21 protein-coding genes are annotated in these 22,917 nt (G+C 67.2%); 10 read left to right on the forward strand and 11 right to left on the reverse strand.

Features of this window, described 5'->3' with window-relative positions:
* Window positions 1-31 precede the first annotated feature (31 nt).
* Genes gspM through gspG form a run of 7 tightly spaced genes read right to left on the reverse strand, consistent with a single transcriptional unit; the run spans window position 32 to window position 5,184 of the window.
* Entirely contained in the window at window positions 32-538 is a 507-nt protein-coding gene (gene gspM, locus WS46_RS19705) for a type II secretion system protein GspM (protein ID WP_059691574.1), read from the reverse strand.
* Entirely contained in the window at window positions 535-1,908 is a 1,374-nt protein-coding gene (gene gspL, locus WS46_RS19710) for a type II secretion system protein GspL (protein ID WP_059691486.1), read from the reverse strand. The genes gspM and gspL overlap by 4 nt, the downstream gene beginning before the upstream one ends.
* Window positions 1,909-1,932: 24 nt before the next feature.
* The gene (gspK, locus tag WS46_RS19715; RefSeq protein ID WP_059531422.1) at window positions 1,933-3,060 is read right to left on the reverse strand and encodes a type II secretion system minor pseudopilin GspK; all 1,128 of its coding nucleotides are present in this window, start codon (window positions 3,058-3,060) and stop codon (window positions 1,933-1,935) included.
* Window positions 3,061-3,062: 2 nt separating this feature from the next.
* Entirely contained in the window at window positions 3,063-3,767 is a 705-nt protein-coding gene (locus WS46_RS19720) for a type II secretion system protein J (protein ID WP_059531300.1), read from the reverse strand.
* Window positions 3,745-4,149, reverse strand: a complete 405-nt coding sequence (gene gspI / locus WS46_RS19725; protein WP_059691487.1) for a type II secretion system minor pseudopilin GspI — start codon at window positions 4,147-4,149, stop codon at window positions 3,745-3,747. The genes WS46_RS19720 and gspI overlap by 23 nt, the downstream gene beginning before the upstream one ends.
* A complete protein-coding gene (locus WS46_RS19730) occupies window positions 4,146-4,688 on the reverse strand; it encodes a GspH/FimT family pseudopilin (RefSeq protein ID WP_059531294.1) in 543 nt (180 codons plus the stop codon). Before WS46_RS19730 ends, gspI begins: the two co-directional genes overlap by 4 nt.
* 43 nt (window positions 4,689-4,731) lie before the next feature.
* Window positions 4,732-5,184, reverse strand: coding sequence for a type II secretion system major pseudopilin GspG (gene gspG, locus WS46_RS19735; RefSeq protein ID WP_059531290.1), 453 nt, complete (start codon window positions 5,182-5,184; stop codon window positions 4,732-4,734).
* 177 nt (window positions 5,185-5,361) lie between these two features.
* Here gspG and WS46_RS19740 point away from each other — a divergent pair, with 177 nt between their 5' ends.
* Window positions 5,362-5,772: a type II secretion system protein N gene (locus WS46_RS19740; protein WP_059448336.1), complete on the forward strand. Its 411-nt coding sequence runs from the start codon at window positions 5,362-5,364 to the stop codon at window positions 5,770-5,772.
* Between the two features lie 30 nt (window positions 5,773-5,802).
* On the opposite strand, the gene gspF is transcribed toward WS46_RS19740, so the two are convergent.
* The 3 genes from gspF to gspD are packed head-to-tail and all read right to left on the reverse strand — an operon-like array spanning window position 5,803 to window position 10,848.
* Window positions 5,803-7,020 (reverse strand): type II secretion system inner membrane protein GspF, encoded by a 1,218-nt coding sequence (gene gspF, locus WS46_RS19745; protein ID WP_059531287.1) that lies wholly within the window; start codon window positions 7,018-7,020, stop codon window positions 5,803-5,805.
* A 4-nt stretch (window positions 7,021-7,024) separates the two neighbouring features.
* Window positions 7,025-8,524: a type II secretion system ATPase GspE gene (gene gspE, locus WS46_RS19750; protein ID WP_059531283.1), complete on the reverse strand. Its 1,500-nt coding sequence runs from the start codon at window positions 8,522-8,524 to the stop codon at window positions 7,025-7,027.
* A complete protein-coding gene (gene gspD, locus WS46_RS19755; protein WP_059531280.1) occupies window positions 8,521-10,848 on the reverse strand; it encodes a type II secretion system secretin GspD in 2,328 nt (775 codons plus the stop codon). Before gspD ends, gspE begins: the two co-directional genes overlap by 4 nt.
* 367 nt (window positions 10,849-11,215) lie before the next feature.
* On the opposite strand from gspD, the gene WS46_RS19760 reads away from it, so the two are divergent.
* Window positions 11,216-11,665 (forward strand): lytic transglycosylase domain-containing protein, encoded by a 450-nt coding sequence (locus WS46_RS19760; protein WP_059691488.1) that lies wholly within the window; start codon window positions 11,216-11,218, stop codon window positions 11,663-11,665.
* Window positions 11,666-11,823: 158 nt separating this feature from the next.
* Complete coding sequence (locus WS46_RS19765) at window positions 11,824-13,137, forward strand: GTP-binding protein (protein ID WP_059691489.1); 1,314 nt, start codon at window positions 11,824-11,826, stop codon at window positions 13,135-13,137.
* Between the two features lie 143 nt (window positions 13,138-13,280).
* Here the strand turns inward: WS46_RS19765 and WS46_RS19770 are convergent, their stop codons facing one another.
* Window positions 13,281-13,559: an HU family DNA-binding protein gene (locus tag WS46_RS19770; protein ID WP_006401505.1), complete on the reverse strand. Its 279-nt coding sequence runs from the start codon at window positions 13,557-13,559 to the stop codon at window positions 13,281-13,283.
* A 389-nt stretch (window positions 13,560-13,948) separates the two neighbouring features.
* On the opposite strand from WS46_RS19770, the gene mnmC reads away from it, so the two are divergent.
* The 7 genes from mnmC to WS46_RS19805 all read left to right on the forward strand — a co-directional run bounded on the left by mnmC (window position 13,949) and on the right by WS46_RS19805 (window position 22,838).
* Complete coding sequence (gene mnmC / locus WS46_RS19775) at window positions 13,949-15,910, forward strand: bifunctional tRNA (5-methylaminomethyl-2-thiouridine)(34)-methyltransferase MnmD/FAD-dependent 5-carboxymethylaminomethyl-2-thiouridine(34) oxidoreductase MnmC (protein WP_059691490.1); 1,962 nt, start codon at window positions 13,949-13,951, stop codon at window positions 15,908-15,910.
* A gap of 675 nt (window positions 15,911-16,585) precedes the next feature.
* Window positions 16,586-17,800 (forward strand): cation:proton antiporter, encoded by a 1,215-nt coding sequence (locus tag WS46_RS19780; protein WP_059531269.1) that lies wholly within the window; start codon window positions 16,586-16,588, stop codon window positions 17,798-17,800.
* Window positions 17,801-17,815: 15 nt separating this feature from the next.
* Window positions 17,816-18,931, forward strand: coding sequence for a YbdK family carboxylate-amine ligase (locus WS46_RS19785; protein WP_034183814.1), 1,116 nt, complete (start codon window positions 17,816-17,818; stop codon window positions 18,929-18,931).
* 504 nt (window positions 18,932-19,435) lie between these two features.
* Window positions 19,436-20,074, forward strand: a complete 639-nt coding sequence (locus WS46_RS19790) for a MarR family winged helix-turn-helix transcriptional regulator (protein WP_059531266.1) — start codon at window positions 19,436-19,438, stop codon at window positions 20,072-20,074.
* Between the two features lie 28 nt (window positions 20,075-20,102).
* On the forward strand, window positions 20,103-20,813 hold the full coding sequence (locus tag WS46_RS19795; RefSeq protein WP_059531420.1) for a glutamine amidotransferase: 711 nt from the start codon (window positions 20,103-20,105) through the stop codon (window positions 20,811-20,813).
* A 202-nt stretch (window positions 20,814-21,015) separates the two neighbouring features.
* Window positions 21,016-22,128: an NADH:flavin oxidoreductase/NADH oxidase gene (locus WS46_RS19800; protein ID WP_059691491.1), complete on the forward strand. Its 1,113-nt coding sequence runs from the start codon at window positions 21,016-21,018 to the stop codon at window positions 22,126-22,128.
* 188 nt (window positions 22,129-22,316) lie between these two features.
* Window positions 22,317-22,838 carry an SET domain-containing protein gene (locus WS46_RS19805; RefSeq protein ID WP_059691492.1) on the forward strand — a complete coding sequence of 174 codons (522 nt, stop codon included), beginning with the start codon at window positions 22,317-22,319 and terminating at the stop codon, window positions 22,836-22,838.
* Window positions 22,839-22,917 lie beyond the last annotated feature (79 nt).

The raw sequence follows: 22,917 nt of genomic DNA on the forward strand, positions 1-22,917 counted from the left end.
CGGCCGACCGTCGCTTGTTTCATCCACTGCGTCATTTCTGCGTCGAGGGTTGCATCACGGCCGTCAGGTCGACCTGGCCGTCTTCCTTCAGCGCGGTCACGTGCGCTTCGCCGACCTGCACCTTGAACTGCCGGCGCGCGTCGTCGAGCCACTGCGTCCACACCGGGAACGGCACGTTCTTCATCTGGACCTGCACGCCGTTACCGACGACCTGCACCTGCGCGCCCTGCAGCCCGTGATCGGACAGCGACGCGGTGAGCGCATCCTTCAGCGCGAGGCCGGTCGGCGCGACGCCTTGCGCGGCGACCGTCAGCGACTTCGCCTCGGTGGCCTGCGCGGTCATCTGCGCGAGCTCGCGGCGCATCGTCGGCAGTTCGTGGCGGATCCGCGCGCGGCCTTCCTGCGCGGGCGACCACAGCACCGAATACGCGATCGCGACCGCCAGCACGGCGCCGCCCCAGCCGAGCAGCGTCCGCTCGCGCGGCGTGCGTTCGCCCCAGAACTGGGCCAGCGTCTGGTTCAGTTGTTCGGTCTTCATGAGCGGCTCCGGATCGTCCATTTGCCGGTGCTGCTGTCGACTTCGCCGGACAGCCCGTTGCGCGCGAGACGCTGCGGGAAATCGGGGTCGACCTTGACCTCCGGCTTGAAGCCGACGTCGAGCCGCCGGTCGTGATAATCGAGCGACGCGATTCCGTTCAGCGGCAGCGCGCCCATCGAACGCGACAACCCGCTCGACAGCGCGAGGAAATCGTTCGGCGACAGCTCGCCCGCCGCAAGGCGCAGCTGGTCGAGCTGACGCTGCATCTGCGCGGGCGGATCGAGCACCGTCGTCGTCTTCGGGAAGGCCGACAGCAGCGTCTCGGTGATCTGCGCGGACAGCGCGTCGCGCTCGCGCGACAGCTTCCACCAGTGCAGGTTCATCCCGATCACCGCGACACCGAGCGTGGCCGCGGCGAGTGCGATCGGCACGCGCAGGCGCTTCACCGTCGCGCGGTCGAAGCGCCACGGCTGGGATTCGAATTCGAACTGGCACAAATCGAAGCGCTCGGTCAGCGCACGCCGCGCGAATGCGTCGAACGACAGCGGTTGCGCGCCCGGCAGCAGCGGGCCGTCGGCACGCCCGACCGACGCGAGGCGCGGCTCCGCGCCCGGTTCGCCGAGTTCGTACAGCTCGACGTCGCCACCACCGGCGAGCGCGGCCAGCGTGCCGCCCGCGCGGGATGCCGGCGCCGCGAAACCTTCGCCGAGCGCGCCGCGCGCGACCGCGAGCTCGAGACGCGGCGCACCGGCCGCGGCCGGCTGCGCGCCGGCTTCCACGAGCACGGGTTCGACCGTCGTCGCGAGGCCGAGCACCGCGGCCACCGCCGTCGGGCGAAGGGGCGGCTCGTCCGCCGCCGTGATTGCGTCGGCCGGCGTGGCCTCACCGTCGGCAGGCGCATCGGGCGCCGCGTCCGCAGCCGGCGCCCGCGGCGCGGGCAGGCAGCGCGTCGCGGGCACGGCGCTCAGGTGCCGGTGGCCGGCTGCCGTGAACGCGTCGCAGATCGCGCGGAACCACGCGCGATCGACGACGGCCAGCACGCGGCGGCCGTCCGGCAGCGCGACCGGATCGAGCGCGATATGGCAGCCGAGCGGATCCTGGATCAGCTGGTCCTCGACGATGTTGGGCAGCGCCTGGCGCAGCTTCGGCCCCTTGAGCGGCGGCACGGTCGCGGCCAGCAGCAGCACGTCGCGCGCGGCGACGATCAGCACCGTCGCATTCGCGCGCGGCAGCAGCGCGAGCGCGGCGCGGCCCGCGCGCTGCACCTGGCCGGCCTTGTCCACGAGCGTGAACGGCAGCTCCGGCCACTGCCACTCCTGCAGCGGCACGGCCGGCTCGCGCGGAGGCAAAGAAACAATCAGCGTGCTCAAGAGCTCCTCTCCCGAATGGCGTCGTTATAGCTGGTCGCGGATGCGCACGACCCGCGTCGAGTGCGTGGTCGAATCACGATACACGAGCGAGGTGCGATCGACCTCCGCGCGATCGTGCTGAATCCGGCCGTGCACGATGAAATAGTTCGAATTGACGTCGACGAGGCTCGAATCGATCGTCGCGTTCGGCGGCGCGCCGGCGCCGCGCAGCGCGAGCTGCACGTCGCCGACGTTGCGGAAAAACACGGTCTCGCGCCGCGCCACGAGCGCCTGCGCGGACGACACGCTCATCCCCGGCACCAGCGCCGCGATCACCTCGGCCGGCGCGGTGTTCATGTTCACCGGCGTGGTGGTCGGCAGCACGGTGACGAACGGGCGCAGCCGCGCGACCATCTCGGGCGTCACGCCGTCGACGTCGAGCAGGCTGTCGACGCCGGTCATCTGGAGCGGCGCGGGCCCGCGATCGCCGTCGGACATCCCCGGTTCGTCGGTGATGTTGCCGGTCATGTCGCCGCCGGGCACCGGCGCGGTCGCGGCCGTACCGGCGCCGGGCAGCGTCGGCGTCTGGAAGCGCGTCGCCGAATGCATCAGGCCCGCGCGCATCTGCAGCGCGATCCGCTTAGCGAACGCGCCGTCGTAGCCGAGCGTCGTTAACAGCCGCTGGAACGCCTGGAGCTGCATCACGTTGAGCTGCAGCACGCCGGGCGCCGGCGACGACACGAGGTTGCGCAGGTTGTACTTCGCCTGCGCGTCCTCGATCGATCCGGAGATGTAGGTGTCTTCGCCGCCGTTGTCGTTCGGCGCGCCGATCCGGCCGAGGAAGTCGGACAGCTTGGTCTTCGCGATCGGCACGGCCCAGATCCCGCCGAGATAGGTAATGCCGGGCGCCGTGTCGCCTTCGGAGCGCAGGATCATGCGCGTCCAGTCGAGCGCGCCGCGCGCGACCCACTGCGCCTGCGCGATCACGCGCTGGTTCTCGATGCGGCGAATCTGCACCTGCTGACGCCACAGCATCCCCGACACGAGGATCGCCGACAGCGCAACGACGAGCAGCGCGGTGATGATCGCCGCACCGCGCTCGCGGCGGGTGCGTGCATGCGCGCGTGCGCCGCCACGCGCGGCGAACCGGGAACGGTGAGGGCGCGCTCGCATCGTCATTCCCCGACGAGGAAAATGCGCGTGACGGGCACGCGCAGCGACGTCGCGCCGATGCTGACCTGCAGCCCCGTCACCGCGCGCGTCGGCGGCGCGTTGCCGATCTGCGGCACCTTCAGCGCATCGTTGTTCTGCGACAGCGCGTCGCTGGCCGCCTGCAGGTTGGTGGTCCAGCCGACGCGCGGCACGTACAGCTTCGCGTCGATCGCACCGACACCGCCCATCAGCGCGACCCAGCTCCAGCCGTCGACGCTGCTGTCCTTCAGCACGTCGCGCAGGCGGTTCGCGTCGTCGAGCGGCGGCGACGCATAGCGCACGACGCGCCCGCCGGCGATCCGGTAGCGGACCACCTGCAACCGCGGCGCGGCGCCCGGCACGTCGAGTTCGCGGACGATCTGCAGCGTGTTGCCGGCGACGCCGATCGCCGGCTGGCCGGCTTCGTCGTCGGTGGCGGCGAGCCGCGCGTCGATGCGCATCTGGTCGAACATCTGCGCGAAGATGCGCTCGTCCTCCATCGCGGACGCGACCTTGTCGCGGCCGCGCATGATCTGGTCGAGCCCGCGCCACGAGAGGATCGCGACCACCGCGAGGATCGCGATCGCGATCATCAGTTCGATCAGCGTGAAGCCGCGCACGCGGCGCGGGCCGACGGAACGCACGGGCCGGCGCCGCATCGGCGCGTCAGAGCGGACGGCTGGTTTCATTCGCGACCACCGTCACCATTTGCGCGAGCACGCCGACGTGCCCCGGCATGCTCACCGACATCTGCACGCGCCGGAACACCGGGTTCGGCGTCGTGCTCACGCGCTGCGTGCAGACCAGCTGCACGTTGCCTTGCGAACAGTCGAAACTCTGCTCGCCGACCTCCGGCCACGCATGCGTGAGCCGCAGCTGCGCGAGTGCGTTGTCGGCGCTCCAGCCGGCGAGCAGCCGGCGATGGAGATCGGATGCATTGGTCGCCATCGTGCCGACCGCGCGGATCGACGCGGCAAGCGCGACCGCGATGATCGCGAGCGCGACCAGCACCTCGATCATCGTGAAGCCTCGGGAAGGAGCCGGGAAGGGCAGGCGACGACGCATCGTCATTGCACCTCGTAGCGGCCGTTGCCGGTGCCGACGATCGTCGCGCTGCCGACCGCCGAATGCAGCGTCACGCGTACCGGCGTGTCGACGCTTTCGATGCCGAACACGACGCGGCTCGCACGCGTGTCGGATCCCGGATAGTCGATGTCGGCGCCGGTGACGCCGCCGTCCCAGTCGCGCGGGCGCAGCACGTCGTCGCGCAGCGTGCGCCAGCCGTCGGGCGAGCTCACGTCGAAACGGAAGCCGTGCGCGGTCGGCTGCCACGCGATCGGACGTGCGCGCACCTGCGCTTCGTCGCCGGCCGTCTCGAACAGCAGCGCGATGCGCTGCGCTTCCTCGCGCAGGTCGGTGCGCGGATTGCGCGTGAGCGACAGCGACGCGAGCGACACCAGCAGGCCCGCGATCACGAGCACGACCAGCATCTCGAGCAGCGTGAAGCCGCGCGCTCGCGCCGCGGTCACGGCCGCGCCGCGACGCACGCGGCCGTCGCGGGCATCGCGGCGAGCGCGAGCGGAGCGCAAGGGCGTGCGAAGGGCGGGCATGAAGTGAAGAAACGGGAAGAACGTCGGTCCGGTCAGCGCGCGCTTACTGCCACGAACCGATGTCGGAATCGTTGCTCTCGCCGCCTTCCTTGCCGTCGGCGCCGTAGCTGAACACGTCGATCTCGCCGTGCACGCCCGGGTTCAGGTACTTGTACCCGTTGCCCCACGGATCGTTCGGCAGGCGCTCGAGATAGCCGCCGTCCTTCCAGTTGTTCGGGATCGGATCGGTGGTCGGCTTCTGGGTCAGCGCGTTCAGGCCCTGTTCCTGGGTCGGATAGCGGCCGTTGTCGAGACGGTACAGCTTGAGCGCCTGCATGATCGTGCCGATGTCCTGCTTCGCGGCGATACGACGTGCCTCGTCGGGACGGCTCATGATCTTCGGCACGATCAGTGCCGCCAGGATCCCGAGGATCGCGACCACCACCATGATCTCGATCAGCGTGAAACCGCGCTGACGGCGCACGGCCGCATTACGGCGAGTGATCCACGTTTGCATGACTGACTACCTCTTTCCAAAAAATATCGTCGATTGAGTGACGCACCCGGCGCATTCCGGACGCTTGCCTGACGGCCGGCTTCCGTTTCCCCGGGCGCGGAGCACGCATTGTAAGGCGCGCATTGCCGAGGGCTTTCACCCAACGCAAATTTCATATACATCCGTACAATAGCGCGCATGAACGCGCTCTCGATCCGGATCCTCTCCCTAGCCCTCTTCGCGGGTTTGTGCGCGACGGCCACCTACTGGGTCGTCACGCTGTCGGCCCGCGAAGCGCCGCTGCCCGCCGCCGCCGCGCGGTTGCCGATCCGCACCGAGGACGCCGCCGCGCTCTTCGGCGGACAGCTCGACAAGAATCCCGTGCAGGACATCCACCTGTTCGGCATTCTCGCGCTCGATCATGGCGGTGCCGCGATCGTCGGCGTCGGCGGCGAACCGCCGCGTGCCGTGTCGCTCGGCGCGGAAGTCACGCCCGGCGCGAAGCTCGCCGAAGTCCGCAGCCGCTCGATCATCGTCGACCGCAACGGCGCCCGCGCCGAAATCCAGCTCCCCGCGAACACGCCGTCCCCCGCGATCTACATGCGTTGAACGGCGGCGGCCCGACCGGCGCCCGGGCCGTCACTGCACCATGTTGTTCAGCTCGATGATCGGCAGCATCACGGCCAGCACGATCACGAGCACGATGCCGCCCATCGCGAGGATCAAGAGCGGCTCGAGCAGGCTCGTCAGGAACATCGTGCGCCGCTCGAGTTCGCGCGCCTCGCCTTCCGCCGCGCGATCGAGCATCGTCGTCACGTCGCCCGTCGCCTCGCCGGAACGGATCAGGTGCACGAGCACCGGCGGAAACGTCTTCACGTTGTTCAGCGCGCGCGACAGCGCGGAGCCTTCGCGCACGCGCACGATCGCATCGTCGATGTTCGCGCGCATCGCGCGGTTCGACAGCGTCTCGCCGGCCGCCTGCAACGCGCGCAGGATCGGCACGCCGGCCGCGGTCAGGATGCCGAGCGTGCTCGCGAAGCGCACCGTGTTGTAGCCGCGCACGAGCTTGCCCGCGAGCGGCGCCGTCAGCACCCAGCGGTCGAACGCGAGCCTGGGCCCGTCGCGCGACAGCGTCGCCTTCACGAACCACACGACGAGCGCGACCGCGATCAGGATCGCCCACCACCAGTGCCGGACGAAATCCGACAGCGCCATCATCACGATCGTCAGCAGCGGCAGTTGCTGCTTCGTGCTCGCGAATACGTTGACGACCTGCGGCACGACATAGCTCAGCAGGAACGTGACGATGCCGAATGCGATCAGCGTGACGATTCCCGGATACGTGAACGCCAGCAGGATCTTCTGCTTCAGCGCATTGCTCTGTTCGATGTAGTCGGCAAGGCGCGACAGCACGATGCCGAGCTTGCCGGTGTGCTCGCCCGCCGCGACGAGCGCGCGGTAGATTTCCGGAAAGTCGCGCGGATGCTGGCCCAGCGCGTTCGCGAGCGAATGGCCGCCGAGCACTTCCGCGCGGATCGCGGCCATCAATTCGCGGATGTAGTCGCGCTCGGCCTGCTCGGTGAGCACGCCGAGCGCCTCGTCGAGCGGCAGCCCCGCGATCAGCAGGCTCGCGAGCTGGCGCGTGAGGATCGCCTGCTCGCGCTGCGACAGCTTGCGGCCGAACGCGAGGCGTTGCGAGCGCGCGCCGCGGGTCGCGCTGGCGGCCGGCTCGACGACGAGCGGCGTGAGCCCCTGCGTGCGCAGCTGCCCGCGCGCGGCGCGCGCGCTGTCGGCGTCGATCACGCCTTTCTGCGCGCGCCCCGCCGAATCGATTGCTTCGAAACGGAATGCCGGCATCGCGCTATGCGCCTCCCGTCACGCGCAGCACTTCCTCGAGCGACGTCGCGCCGGCCGCGAGCCAGCGCTCGGCGTCGTCGCGCAGCGTGCGCATCCCTTCCGCGCGGCCCGCGGCGAGAATCTCCGCATCGGCCGCGTTGCGGTGGATCAGCGTGCGGATCGAATCGTCGACGACCAGCAGTTCGTACACGCCGCGCCGGCCGGTGTAGCCCGAATGCCCGCACTTGTCGCAGCCGACCGGATGCCACACGGTGCGGCCTTCCTCGTGCCGCTCTTCCTTGCAGACCGGGCAGAGCTGGCGCACCAGGCGCTGCGCGAGCACGCCGAGCAGCGACGACGCGAGCAGGTACGGCTCGACGCCCATGTCGGTCAGGCGCGTGACGGCCGATGCGGCATCGTTCGTGTGCAGCGTCGCGAGCACGAGGTGGCCCGTGAGCGACGCCTGCACCGCGATCTGCGCGGTTTCCAGATCGCGGATTTCGCCGATCATGATCACGTCCGGGTCCTGGCGCAGGATCGAGCGCAGCGCGCGGGCAAAGGTCATCCCGATCCGCTCGTTCACCTGCGTCTGGCCGATGCCGGACAGGTCGTATTCGATCGGATCCTCGACGGTCATGATGTTGGTCGTCGCCGTTTCGAGCCGCGACATCGACGCATACAGCGTCGTCGTCTTGCCCGAACCGGTCGGGCCCGTCACCAGCACGATCCCGTGCGGGCGGCCGATCAGCTTGTCGAACTGAACGAGCGTGTCGCGGCCCATCCCGAGCGCCTCGAGGTTCAGGCGCTGCGCATCCTTTTCCAGCAGACGCAGCACCGCGCGCTCGCCGTGCCCGGTCGGCAGCGTCGACACGCGCACGTCGACCGGCCGGCCGCCGACGCGCAGCGTGATGCGGCCGTCCTGCGGCAGGCGCTTCTCGGCGATGTCGAGCTGCGCCATGATCTTGATCCGCGAGATCAGCGCGCCGTGCAGCGCCTTCTTCGGGCGCACGACGTCGCGCAGCGTGCCGTCGACGCGAAACCGCACGACCGATGCGTTCTCGAACGGCTCGATGTGAATGTCCGATGCCTGTTCGCGCGCCGCTTGCGTGAGCAGCGCGTTGATCATCCGGATGATCGGCGCGTCGTCTTCCGATTCGAGCAGATCCTCGACTTCGGGAATGTCCTGCATCAGCCGCGACAGGTCGACTTCGCCTTCGACCTCGCCGACGATCTGCGCCGCGCTGCCGTCCTGGCGCGCATAGGCCTGGTTGATCGCCTGCGCGAGCTCGTCGGCCGGCACGCGATGCACGGAGATCGAGCCGAAGTTGCGCGCGATTTCGGCGAGCGCCGCGTCGTTCGTGCGTTCGCTGATCCACACCTCGAGCGTGTCGTCGAGCTGGTGCGCGATCAGCACCTGGCCGCTCTTCGCAAAGCCGTACGGCAACAGGCGCGCGGCGAGCGGCGACGGCGGCTGCCGTTCGCCCGGCGCGCCGTCGTGGGCGGAGGACGCGAGCACGTCGGTCACTGCGAGGCTCCCGGCGTGGCGGTCAGCGGCTGTTGCGGCACGGCCTGCTGCGGCACGCTCTGCGGCTGCGCGGGCGTTGCCTCCGGCAACGGCTGGGCCGGCACCGGCGCGACCTGGCGCTGCAGCTGCTGGCGACGCATCTTGTCGAGATCGAACAGGTTCCCGGCGGGCGTGCCGCCCTGGCTCGGGCCGAGCGGCATCGGCGGGACGACCGGATCGTCCTTGTCGCGCATCACGTTGTTGTCCGACTTGTACGCGCCCGTCACGCCCTGAATGTAGTCGTAGCGGTTAGCCGTGACTTGCTGCGCGACATTGCGATCGTTGATGATCACCGGGCGCAGGAACACCATCAGGTTGGTCTTCTGGCGGTTCTTGTTCTCCGAGCGGAACAGCTGGCCGATCCACGGGATGTCGCCCAGCAGCGGCACCTTGCTGTTCGACACCGCGTAGTTGTCCTGCATCAGGCCGCCGAGCACGATGATTTCGCCGTTGTCCGCGAGGATCGTCGACTGGATCGAGCGCTTGGTGAAGGTCGGACCGTTGACTGCGGTCGCAGTGGAGGTCACGACCGCCGAATCCTCCGTGTAGAGTTGCAGCTTCAGAATACCGCCATCGGTGATCTGCGGCTTCACGTGCAGCGTGAGACCGACGTCGCGGCGATCGTAGGTATTGAATGCGTTGTTCGTGTTGCCGCTCGTCAGGTTCGAATACGAACCCGTCGGAATCGGCACGTTCTGGCCGACGACGATCTTCGCCTCTTCGTTGTCGAGCGTGATGAGGTTCGGCGTCGACAGCACGTTCGCGTCGCTCACGCCCGCGAAGTAATTCAGCAGCGCGCCGAGGCCCTGCACGCCGAACATGTTGTGCAGCCAACCGACGTTGAGGCCCGGCAGGAGAGTCTGCCCCAACGCGCCGAGACCCGTCGCACCGCCGGCTGCAACCGCGCCCGACACACCGAGGATGTTGCCGGTGGGTGTACCGGGAGCGCTGAAGTTCGTGCCACCGAGAAACTGGCCCTGAGCGATCTGCCACTGAATGCCGAGGTTGCCGGACGTGTTCGAGTTCAGCTCGACGATCAGCGCTTCGATATAGACCTGCGCGCGCCGTGCGTCGAGCTGGTCGATCACCGAGCGCAGGTTCCGGTAGACCGGATCGGACGCGGTGATGATCAGCGAGTTGGTCGCCGAGTCGGCCTGGATCATCCCGCCCGGCTGGTTGTCGTCGCCCTTGTCCTTGTCGCCGCCGAGCAGGCCGCCAGTACCGAGGCCGCCGCTGCCCGTCGCGCCGCTGCCGTACGACGAGGACGACGAACCGCCCAGGCCGCCCGACGGCAGCGGCGGGGTGCCCGACGTACCGGTCGAGAAGTTGCCGCTCGACGACGAGCCGCCGCCCTGGTTGAAGCTGTTCGCATCGTTGGACGACGCCGACGAACCGCTGTCGCTGCCGCTTCCCTTGCCGAGCATGCCGCGCAGCGTCTTCGCGAGCTTCACCGCGTCGGCGTTGCGCAGCGGCACGACGTGCATGTTGCCGGGCACCGCGCTCGGCGCGTCGAGCTGCTGCACGAGGCGCTTCGCGGCCGCGAGGCGCGACGCGCTGGACGCGCGCAGCATCAGCGAGTTGGTGCGCGGATCGGCCGTGACGGACACCTTCAGCGTCGCGTCGCTGTTGCCGATCGCGCCGGGGTCGAGCATCTTCTGCAGTTGCGCGGCCAGGTCGATCGCGTTCGCGTTGCGCAGCGGCACGACCTGAACCTGCGCGCCCGCGGCGCTGTCGACACCCGAGATGATCTGCGCGATGCGGCGCACGTTGTCCGCGTAGTCGGTGACGACGATCGTGTTGTTCGCCGGGTAGGCGGTGACCGTGTTGTTCGGCGAGATCAGCGGCCGCAGCACCGGCAGCAGGTTGTTCGCCGATTCGTTGCGCAGCTCGAACACCTGCGTGATGACCTGGTCGCCGCGCGCCTGCGGCGCATTGCCGACATAGGTCGGCACGCCCTGCAGCTTTGCGTCGGCCTCCGGCACGACCTTCAGCACGCCGTGATCCTGCACCAGCGCGAAGCCCTGCATGCGCAGCGCCGACTGCAGCGTCTTCAGCGCCTGGTCTTCCGGTACCGGCCGTTCGGCCACGAGATTGAGCTGCCCCTTCACGCGGGGGTCGACGATGATGGTCTTGCCGGTTGCGGCGCCGATCGCCTTGGCGACCTGGTCGATATCCGCATTCACGAAATTGAGCGTGACCTGAGCGTAGGCGGCCTGCGAGACGATGATGCCGGCGACCATCAAGGTCGTGGCGATGCGCCGCATAACGAAGCGATTTCTTGTCATGGATGATTGGGTCGATGCCGGCTCAGGCCACTTCCGGCGGTAGTGCTGGGATCCAGGTCCTAAAGGCGCGACATTAGCAGTTTTTCATGTCCGAAATATCACATTGATCCGAAGACTGTCTCACATACGACATGTATCCGGCACACCGTATGCAATATGTAAGATTTCGGCAATGCCCCGGCATTCAGGTCATCGCCGTCGTTTTGCGATGAATCGACACGAAAATGCGGTATAAACGGGCTGCCGCCTTTCGCTTGTCGTCACGCGACGGACTGTCTGTATGATACGGGCGGCGCGTTTCCAGTCGTACGAATAACAGACACGGGTTTTCCCGATCCTTGCGTCATTTCCCTTTCGTTTCCGCAACATGAACAGACGGTTCGCTTCGATCGCGTTGATCGCCGCCGGCGCGTGGTTCGCCTGCGGAAACGCTCGCGCGGATTGTTTCGACGAAGCCGCCCGCTACCAGAAGGTCAATCCGCTGATCCTGCGCGCGATCGCGTGGCAGGAGTCGCGCAACCGGCCCGACGCGCTGAACAAGAACACGAACGGCTCGGTCGACTACGGCCTGATGCAGATCAATTCGATCCACCTGCCGACGCTGTCGCGCTACGGCATCGGCCGCGACACGCTGATGCAGCCGTGCAAGAGCGTCTACATCGCCGCGTGGCACCTGCGCCAGAAGATGAATCGCTACGGCAACACATGGCAGGCCGTCGGCGCCTATCATTCCGAAACGCCGTCGCTGCGCGACAAGTACGCGCGGCAGATCGCCGGAATCCTGGCGCAGTGGAAGCTGCTGCCGCCCGAGCAGTGACGCCGCGCCGCAGCGCCGGCTGACGCCGTGCCGCTCGACCGGCGCGCGTTTGATGCACAATGCGCATCTCACGCCGCGATTTCGACCGGCCCGGGCCGATCGCGCCCCGCCAGGGCGCCGCGGCCGCTTTTCCCTCTTTTCCGTTGGTGCAAATCGTTATGAATCCGGCAATGAACCAGCCGTTGCCCGTCACCGTGCTGTCCGGTTTCCTCGGCGCCGGCAAGACCACGCTGCTCAATCACATCCTCGCGAACCGCGCGGGCCTGAAAGTCGCCGTGATCGTCAACGATCTCGCGGCGGTCAACATCGACGCGTCGCTCGTGCGCGATGCGCAGGCGCTGTCGCACGTCGAGGAACGTCTCGTCGAGATGTCGAACGGCTGCATCTGCTGCACGCTGCGCGACGACCTGCTCGTCGAGATCCGCAATCTCGCGGCGGACGGCCGCTTCGATGCGATCGTGATCGAATCGACCGGCATCGCGGAGCCGATGCCGATCGCCGAAACCTTCACGTTCGTCGACGACGACGGCGCGTCGCTGTCGAGCGTCGCGCGCCTCGACACGCTCGTCACCGTGGTCGACGCCTACAATTTCCTGCGCGACTACGGTTCCGACGACGCGCTCGCGACGCGCGGCATCGCCGCATCGGACGAAGACGATCGCACGCTCGTCGAGCTGCTGATCGAGCAGATCGAATTCTGCGACGTGCTGGTGATCAACAAGGCCGACCTCGTCGGCGCGGACGAACTCGCGCGCCTGCAGCACATCCTTGCGCGGCTCAACCCGCGCGCGCACCAGGTCGTGTCGACGTTCGGCAACGTGGCGCTCGGCGAAGTGCTGAACACCGGCCGCTTCGATTTCGACGAAGCCGCGAACGCGCCGGGCTGGCTCGCGTCGCTCGATCACGATCACACGCATTGCGACGATCCCGAGTGCCACGATCCGCATCACGCGCACGTGCATGGCGAGGCCGACGAATTCGGCATCGGCAATTTTGTTTATCGCGCGCGCCGGCCGTTTCATCCGGCGCGACTCTGGGCGCTGCTGCATCAGGAGTGGCCGGGCGTGCTGCGCAGCAAGGGCTTCTTCTGGCTCGCGACGCGCAACGACATCGCGGGTTCGCTGTCGCAGGCGGGCGGCGTGTGCCGGCATGGCCCGGCAGGTCTCTGGTGGGCCGCGCAGGATCGCGCGGAATGGCCGGACGACGACGAGTTGCTCGCCGAAATTCGCACGGAGTGGCAGGGCGACCTCGACGACCGCTCGGTCGGCGATCGCCGTCAGGAACTCGTGCTGATCGGCATCGGACTCGACGCCGACGCATGGCGCGCGAAACTCGACACATGCCTGCTCACCGATGCGGAATTCGCGCTCGGCGCGCCGCAATGGGCCACGTTCGACGATCCGTTTCCGGTGTGGGATGTCGATTCGCACGACGACGAAGACCCGGGCGACACGCAGATCGTGCACGCGTAATACACGGTAAAACTCGGGAAAAACGGCTGCGGACAGTAACCGTTAAATCTTGCAAGAGTGACGCGAACTGTGGCGAAAATGCCGCGCGCGCCCAACAAAAAACCCGCCGGAAGGCGGGTTTTTTTCCTGGAACAGGCGCTGAATTAACGCTTGTTGACGGCGTCCTTGAACGCCTTGCCAGCCGTGAACTTGACCGTCTTGGCTGCCGGGATCTTGATGGTTTCGCCCGTCTTCGGGTTGCGGCCCGTACGTGCTGCGCGCTTGCCCGAACCGAAGCTGCCGAAGCCGATCAGCTGAACCGCATCACCCTTCGACACGGCCTTCTTGATGACTTCGAGCAGCGTGTCCAGCGTTTCGCCGGTTTGAGCCTTGCTGGCGCCCGTTTGGGCGGCGACGGCGTCGATCAGTTCCTGTTTGTTCATTAAGGTTCCTTTTTCAGGTTAGGTTTGACACGAACAGCGCGAACGCGCCGATTATACGTGCGCGAACCGTGCCGTCGAGAGTCAGACTCCGACGGCACAGCGCCGAATCCTGGCCCGCGCGACGTGCCGTCCGGCTTGCCGGCGGCCACCCCGCGGTACGGCGTTGCTATGATAGCGCAGCGCAAACCCAATAACGACAAGGGTTTCAAAGATTTTCATCGGTATTTCGCCGAATGAATCGTCGATTGCCCGTTTTTTGACCTGCGCCAACCGGACAGGATACGCAGCCGGGTCCGCCGTCGCGCAACGCCGTTGGTTTTTGCCAACGGCCCGCCGGACGCCTCCGCGCAATCCCTTGCCAGGCTTGGCTGCCACGTTTTTTGTTTCGCATGCCCGACCGACTCGTTCCCGCCACGCTCGCGTTTCGCGACGACGGCACCCTCGTCTCGCCCGCATACGGCGACATCTATCACAACGTCGCGGGCGCGCTCGCGCAGGCGAGCCACGTGTTCATCGCGGGCAACGCGCTGCCCGCGCGCTGGCAAGGCCGCCGCACGTTCACCATCGTCGAGACCGGGTTCGGCGCGGGCGCCAACTTCCTCGCGACCTGGGCCGCCTGGCGCGACGATCCCGCGCGCTGCGAGCGGCTGCATTTCGTGTCGTTCGAGAAACATCCGTTTTCGCGCGACGATCTGCGCCACGCACTGTCAAATATAGTTGCGAACACAACCATGTCGGCAGAAGCGGGGATGCTCGCCGATGCGTGGCCGATGCTCGTTCCAGGTTTTCATCGCCTCGAATTCGACGCCGGCCGCGTCGTGCTCACGCTCGCACTGGGCGACGCGCGCGAGATGCTGCCGAAACTGGTCGCACGCGCCGATGCGTTCTATCTTGACGGCTTCGCGCCCGCAAAAAACCCGGAGCTCTGGTCGGCCGATGTGTTTCGCGCACTCGCACGCGTCGCCGCCGACGATGCGACCTTTGCGACGTATTCGAGCGCGGGCGTGGTGAAACAAGCGCTCCTCGACGCGGGTTTCACGTATCGCAAGATCGCCGGGCTGGCCGGCAAGTTCGCGATGCTCGCGGGCGAATATGCACCGCGCTGGCGGATGCGCCGGCACGAACCGCCACGCGCATTGCCGGTCGCCGCGCGCGATGCGATCGTGATCGGCGCGGGCCTGGCCGGCTGCGCGGTCGTCGAACGGCTTGCGGCACGCGGCTGGAACGTCACGCTGATCGAGCGGCACGCGCGGATCGCGAGCGATGCATCGGGCAATCCGGCCGGTGTATTTCATCCACTGATGACGCGCGACGACAACGTCGCGAGCCGCCTCACGCGCAGCGGTTTCCTGCATGCGCTCGCACGCTGGCGCGCGCTCGAGCAGGCCGGCCATGCGTTCGCGCGCAGCACGCGCGGAATGATTCATCTCGCGGAATCGGCCGACGATTTCGTGCGGATGCGCGAGGCGTTCGACGCGCTCGGCGCACCGTCCGACTACGTGTCGCTGCTCGACACCGACGCCGCACGCGCGCATCTGAACCTGCCCGTCGCACATGGCGGCCTGCTGTTTCCGCACGGCGGCGCCGTATGGCCGGCAGCGCTCTGCGCCGCGCAAGTCGCGGCGGCCGGTGAGCGCGTGAAACTGCTGGCCGGCACCGAGGTCGCTCGACTCGAGCGTGACGGCGACACGTGGCGCGCCGTCGATGCGGCAGGTGCGACGCTCGCCGAAGCGCCGGTCGTCGTGCTCGCGAACGCGGGCGATGCCGTGCGTCTCGCCGGCCTGCGGCACGTCGCGCTGCAGCCGGTGCGCGGCCAGTTGACGCTGCTGCCGCCCGGCAGCACGGCGCCTCTGCCGTGCCCGGCGATCGGCGACGGCTATGCGGTGCCGCTCGACGACGGCACGCTGCTGATCGGCGCAACATTCGAACCGGACGACCTCGATCCTGCGATGCGCCCCGCCGGACATATCGAAAATGTCGAGCGCGTGCGGCATCTGCTGCCCGGCCTGATCGGCGATCTGCCGGACGTCGGGACGCTGCGCGGGCGCGTCGCGTTTCGCTGGGTCGTCGCCGACCGCGTGCCGGTGATCGGCCCGCTCGCCGACGAAGCGCAGACCGTCGCGAACGCACGTGCGCTGAGCGGTGCGAAGGCGCGCGACCTGCCGCGCACCGCTGGGCTCTACGGCGCATTCGGCTACGGCTCCCGCGGTTTGGTGTGGGCGGCGCTCGGCGCCGAGCTGATCGCGTCGCAACTCGAGGGCGAGCCGCTGCCGCTCGAGCGCGAACTCGCCGATGCCGTCGACCCGGCCCGATTCCTGATCCGCGCGCTGCGCGGCCGCCAGATCGGCTGATCTCGTCAGCCGAAATCTCACAGTCCTTCGATTTTTTCGCGCAAGGTTATCCACTCGACGCTGTGGATAACCGCGCGGAATCCACGCGCGGTTCGTGTGCAATCACAGTGGACGTAAACTGGGCAACTCGGCACAGTCGTCGAACGGCTCGAAAGTTGCTCAACTCAAACCGCTGTGAGCAAACAGCCTGTGCAACGGGTTATCGCTGTGCCAACGCCTTGATCTTGTTGCGTAAACCGAAGTTATCCACAGAACTGTGCGCGTCTTGTTAACTTCTACTACGTATATATACAAGTAAACCATTGAAACCAAAGACCTGTGGTGCCTCACAGGGCCGCGAGTCGATTCGATCGGTTCCGGAGCGAAAAAGCTGTGGCACAATCGGTTTCCTTCGCGTTCGTTCGGCCAGGCGCCGGACATGCTTCAATGGAACGGTCGGCACGATTTCGAATCTGAATCTTCGAGACTGCGCAGTCCGTTCACACACCAGGCCGACAATCCAGATCGGCAGCCTGAACGACAGTTCCGCCGGACGGCGGAAAAAGGCGGATCCCATGTCCCGCCGTCGTCGACCACAACAATCACATTCGGGGCGATACCCAGCCGGCGCGCATCTCATTTCTGACGCTTGACCCCGCGCCGCTGGCGATTGCTTCCAAAGGAGAAGTCACCACGATGAAGTCGGCGTTCTCATTCCTGCCCAACTGGCCGCTCGCGCCGGATGCCGTGTTCTGGGCCGGGCTCGCGTTGTTCGCGGCCGGTCTGTGCGGCGAGCTGTGCTACCGCGCATGGCGGTTGCCGCGCATCACCGGCTATGCGGTGATCGGTCTCGTCGCCGGTTCGTTCGGATTCGGCGTGATCGACGCGAGCACCGACGAAACCTCGCGGCTGCTGATCGACGTCGCGCTCGGCCTGCTGCTGTTCGAGCTCGGCAGCCGTCTCGACCTGAAATGGATTCGCCGCAATCCGTGGCTCATTGCGTCGAGCCTTGCCGAGGCGACGCTGACGTTCGTGCTCGTGCTGTTCGTGATGCTCGCGCTCGGCGTGTCGGGCATGGTCGCGCTCGTGCTGTCGGCGATCGCGATCGCGACGTCGCCGTCGATGGTGATCCAGCTCAAGACCGAACTGCGCGCGGAAGGGCAGGTGTCGCAGCGCCTCATCACGCTGACCGCGCTGAACAGCGTGTACGCGATCGTGCTGACCAAGCTCGTCACGAGCTGGCTCCACCAGGAGGCGTACGGGAACGTCTTCGCGACGATCCTGCAGCCCGTCTACCTGATCGCCGGTTCGTTCATCGTCGCGTACCTGGTCGCGCGCGCATGCAATTACCTGTTCCGCCACATGACCTCGACGATGCGCGACGAGCATTCGTTCGTCGCGCTGTTCGGCCTCGTGATGCTCGCGATCGCGGTGGCGCAGGCGCTGAAGCTGTCGACGCTGCTCACGCTGCTGCTCGCCGGCATCATCGTGAAGAACCTCGAAGCGCGGCCGCAGCTGTGGCCCGAGCATTTCGGCACGGCCGGCTGGCTGCTGACGGTGGTGCTGTTCGTGCTGACGCTCACGTCGTTCACGTGGGGCGACATCGCACTCGGCGGGCTGCTCGCGATCGCGCTGATCGTCACGCGGCTCGTGGCGAAGCTGGCCGGCGTCGTCGCGTTCGCGAAGCCGAGCGGCATCGGGATGAAGCAGGGCATCGCGCTCGGTATCGCGCTCACGCCGATGTCCGCGCTGTCGTACCTGCTCGTCGACGACACCTACCAGCTCTATCCGAATTTCGACCCGCACCTGCGCGCGATCGTGATGTGCACGATCGTGATCCTGCAGCTTGTCAGCCCGTTCGTCGTCTACCGCTGCCTGTCGGCGGTCAGCGAACGCAGCGACGGCAACTGATTTCCGGAACCTGCCATGGCACTCGAAACTTTCGTCAATTCCGAACCGTTCACGTTCGGCGTCGAACTGGAGATCCAGGTCGTCAACACGCACAACTACGACCTGACCAAGGCGGCATCCGACCTGATGCGCCTCATCCAGGGCGAGACCTTCCCCGGCAACATCACGCCCGAAATCACCGAGAGCATGATCGAGCTGTCGACCGGCATCTGCCATTCGCACGAGCAGGCGGTCAGCGAGCTGCACGCGATCCGCGACGTGCTCGTGAAGGCGGCCGACCAGCTCAACGTTGGGCTCGCCGGGGGCGGCACGCACGCGTTCCAGCAGTGGAGCGACCGGCAGATCTACGACGCGCCGCGCTTCCAGTACATCTCCGAGCTGTACGGCTATCTCGCGAAGCAGTTCACCGTGTTCGGCCAGCACGTGCACATCGGCTGTCCCGATCCGGACAGCGCGCTGTTCCTGCTGCACTCGATGTCGCGCTTCATTCCGCACTTCATCGCGCTGTCCGCGTCGTCGCCGTTCGTGCAGAACGTCGACACCGGCTTCCATTCGGCGCGCCTGAATTCGGTGTTCGCGTTCCCGCTGTCGGGCCGCGCGCCGTTCGTGCTGACCTGGGACAGCTTCGAGGAGTACTTCATGAAGATGGTCAACACGGGCGTCGTCAACTCGATGAAGGACTTTTACTGGGACATCCGGCCGAAGCCCGGCTACGGGACGATCGAGGTGCGCGTGATGGACACGCCGCTGTCGGTCGATCGCGCGGCCGCGATTGCTTGCTACATCCAGACGCTCGCGCGCTACCTGCTGACCGACCGGCCGCTGAAGCTGTCGGAGGACGACTATCTCGTCTACACATTCAATCGTTTCGAAGCGTGCCGCTTCGGGCTCGAGGGCACCTGCGTCAATCCTCAGACAGGTGAGCGCCGCACGATCGCGGAAGACATCCTCGACACGCTCGACCGGATCGCGCCGCATGCGGCCGCGCTCGGCTCGCGCGCGGCGCTCGACGAGATCGGCGCGCTCGCGAAGGCGCGCGTGAATGACGCATCGTGGTTGAGAACCGTTTTCAAACAGGAAAAATCGCTGAACGAGACGGTCCGTCAGCAGTGCCTGCGCTGGCGTGAATGAAAAAATGTTTTGCAGATTACAGGCTCGACCGCGCGGCGATTCGCTGAACGCCGTTCGGCGCCGATTCGTGCGCAGCGCGTCGCCAGTCGTCCTGAAAATCTGTGGATAACCCGATATTCCGCTTCAAAGTCAACGCTCTGCGGGATGGATAACCCGGTGGACCGATGCCGTCGGCACGATGGCCGATTCGAACAGGAAAATGTTTGCGCGTTCGGTTGTGGGGTCGGCAGAGATTGCCGGCACAACGAAAAAATCCGGTTATCCAGCGATTTTCCACAGAATGCAGGGGATAACTTAGCTGTGCGATTTTCCGCTCTCGCTTAGAATGTCGGCTTTGCGGACACCGGAACGACCCGTGTCTCACCGGTCGCCGCGAACGCGACCGCCGCGTGTGCCTCGCGACGGCCGTGTCGACGCTCTTCAACGAGCGTCTGTTTTGAGATGACATTCGATCTCCACACTACGGCTGCTCGGCGATCCGGGCGGCGGCAAAGCGAAAAGACTATGAGCGAAGGCGTTTACGGGAATCAGGCTTCGGGACGTGTGACCCACAGCTTGCTGCGGTTGAGTACGGCCATGCGAAGCCAGGCATGGGATTGGGCGGAAGGCGCAGGCCTCACGCCGACGCAGGGCGAGATCCTCGTGCTGCTGCTGCAACGCAAGGGCCCGATGCGGCTCGGCGAGATCGCACGCGAGACGCAGCTCACGGCTGCGACCACCAGCGATGCGGTCAGCACGCTCGAGACGAAGGGTCTCGTCGAGAAGCGTCGCGCACTGGACGACGGCCGTGCGCTCGCCGTGCGCCTGTCGGCCCGCGGCCGTACCGCGGCGAAGAAGGCGCTGCAATGGCCTGAATTCCTGACGAAAGCGGTCGGCAAGCTCGGCGCGGACGAGCAGGGCACGCTGTACCGTGCGCTGCTGAAGACGCTGCGCGAACTGCAGGTGGCCGGTGCGACGCCGCCGCAGCGCATGTGCCTGACGTGCGCGCATTTCCAGCCGGGCAAGCAGTCGAAGAAGACCGTGCATCACTGCGCGGCGCTCGATCTGTCGATGGCCGACAGCGATCTGCGTCTCGACTGTTCGGTGCACGAAGAAGCCGACGCGGCGACGCAAAAGAAGACCTGGAAGGTATTCGCCGGCTGACGTCCGTCGATCGACCGGGAGGCCGATGATGAACGCTGAAGTGGTCGCGATCCGCCACGTGCATTTCGAGGACCTCGGCAGCTTCGAGCAGGTGCTCGGAGAGCGCGGGCGGCGGGTGCGCTACGTCGACGTCGGATCGTCGCGCGTCGAGGCGCTCGACGCGCTCAAGCCGGCGCTGCTCGTGATGCTCGGCGGGCCACTCAGCGTGTACGAGGATGCGCAGTATCCGTCGATCGCGCCGCTCGCGGCACTCGTGCGCCAGCGCATCGACGCCGGACTGCCGATCCTCGGCATCTGCCTCGGCGCGCAGTTCATCGCCCGCGCGCTCGGTGCGCGCGTCTATCCGGCTGCGCAGAAGGAACTCGGCTGGGCGCCGCTGACGCTCACCGACGCGGGCCGCGCGTCGCCGCTGCGCCATCTCGACGGCGCGGCGACCTCGATGCTGCACTGGCATGGCGATACGTTCGACCTGCCGGGCGGCGCGATCCATCTCGCCTCGACCCCGGCGTGCCGCCACCAGGCGTTCGCGTGGGGGCAGCACGTGCTGGCGCTGCAATGTCATCCTGAAATCCGCGCCGACCGTTTCGAACCCTGGCTGATCGGCAACGCCGGCGAAATCGCGTCGACGCCCGGCATCGACGCGCGCCAGTTGCGCGCCGACACCGTTCAACACGGTCCTGTGCTGGAGACGGCCGCCCGACGCATGTTCGGCGAGTGGCTCGACAGCGTCGGGCTTTGATCCCGGGCGAGCGGCATCGCGCGTGACCGGCCCGCGGGCATTGCGGCCGGTGCACCGCCGCACGCCGCATGCGCGCTGCCTCGCTGCCGGCTGCACGCCGGCCCTGCCTGACCATCCGCTTACTGCCGAACCGGCTGCCAGCAGGCTTCGAGCCCGCATGCTACGCTGATCCGGTCTTTCCCTTTCCTGGCGAGCGGCATCCATGACTGCGCTGTTTTCTCCGTTCACGCTGCGCGGCGTGACCCTTCCGAACCGGATCGTGATCTCCCCGATGTGCCAGTACTCGGCCGAGCGCGGCGAGGCGACCGACTGGCACATGATTCACCTCGGCCATCTCGCGTTGTCCGGCGCGGGCTTGCTCTGCATCGAAGCGACCGCCGTCGAACCCGACGGGCGCATCACGGCCGGCGACCTCGGCCTGTGGGACGACGTGACCGAAGCGGCGCTCGAGCCCGTGCTGGCGGCGATCCGCAAGCATTCGCCGGTCCGTGTCGCGATGCAGCTCTCGCATGCGGGGCGCAAGGCGTCGAGCGAGGTGCCGTGGAAGGGCGGCCAGCTCGTGTCCGTCGCCGATGGCGGCTGGCTGCCGCATGCGCCGTCGGCGTTACCGCACAAGGACGGCGAGACGCCGCCGCTCGCGCTCGACGCGGCCGGCCTGAACCGGATCCGCGAAGCGTTCGCTGCGGCCGCGAAGCGTGCGGCGCGCCTTGGCATCGATGCGATCGAGGTGCACGCGGCGCACGGCTATCTGCTGCATCAGTTCCTGTCGCCGCTTTCGAACCAGCGCACCGACGAATACGGCGGCTCGCGAGACAACCGGATGCGCTTTCCGCTCGAGATCTTCGAGATCGTGCGCGCGGCGTTCCCGGCGGACCGGCCGGTCGGCGTGCGCGTGTCGGCGACCGACTGGGTCGAGGGCGGCTGGGAACTCGAGGATACGATCGTGTTCGCGCACGAACTGAAGCAACGCGGCTGCGACTGGATCGACGTGTCGTCCGGCGGCGTGTCGCCGCTGCAGAAGATTCCGCTGTCGCCCGGTTACCAGGTGCCGTTCGCGCAGGCGGTGAAGCGCGCGGTCGGGATGCCGACGATCGCGGTCGGCCTCATCAACGAGCCCGCGCATGCGAACCGGCTGATCGAGTCCGGCGACGCCGATTTCGTCGCGATGGCGCGCGCGATGCTGTACGACCCGCGCTGGCCGTGGCATGCGGCCGCCGAGCTCGGCGCGCAGGTTTCGGCGCCGCCGCAGTACTGGCGCTCGCAGCCGCGCGAGCACAAGACGTTGTTCGGCGACATCGCATTCGGCCAGCGCTGAGCGTCATGCGCGCGATATTGCGCGCGATGTTGAACGAAGCAATCGTGAACGTGTAGGATGCGGGTGATTCGCCGCATGCCCCGACGCGGCACCGACCGGTGCCGCGTTTTCGTTTCGCGCGACGCAGGGCCGCGCAGGACGCAAACGCGGCCGTCTTCCATTCAAGTCGTCTTCAAAGGATTCGTTCGATGAGTTCACGCAGGATCGCGGTGCGCCGCTCGGGAGTACACGGCAAGGGCGTGTTCGCGGTGGAGCCGATCAAGGCCGGCGAACGCGTAGTGGAATACAAGGGCGAGCGAATTTCGTGGAAGGAAGCGCTGCGCCGCCATCCGCACGACCCGAACGAGCCGAATCATACGTTCTACTTCGCACTGGAAGAGGGCGGCGTGATCGACGGCAAGATCGACGGCAACAGCGCGCGCTGGATCAACCATTCGTGCGCGCCGAACTGCGAGGCCGAGGAGATCAAGGGCCGCGTGTTCATCCACGCGCTGCGCGATATCGGGCCGGAAGAAGAGCTGTTCTACGACTATGGCCTCGTGATCGACGAGAAGCTGACGAAGAAGCTCAAGCGCGAATACGCGTGCCATTGCGGCGCGGTCGCGTGTCGCGGCACGCTGCTCGCCACGCCCGACGACGACGGCAAGAAGAAAAAGAAGAAGGACCGGAAGTCGGAGTCCGGCGCGAAGGACAAGAAAAAGAAGAAGTGACCGGCGCGGCCGCGCATCGTGCGCGGCTGCTTCACCTTCACCGGATGGCCGCCGCGCGGCCGTCCGTCCTGCCCGATAC

Source organism: Burkholderia sp. RF4-BP95 (assembly GCF_001521985.1).
GTDB classification, from domain to species: domain Bacteria; phylum Pseudomonadota; class Gammaproteobacteria; order Burkholderiales; family Burkholderiaceae; genus Burkholderia; species Burkholderia diffusa.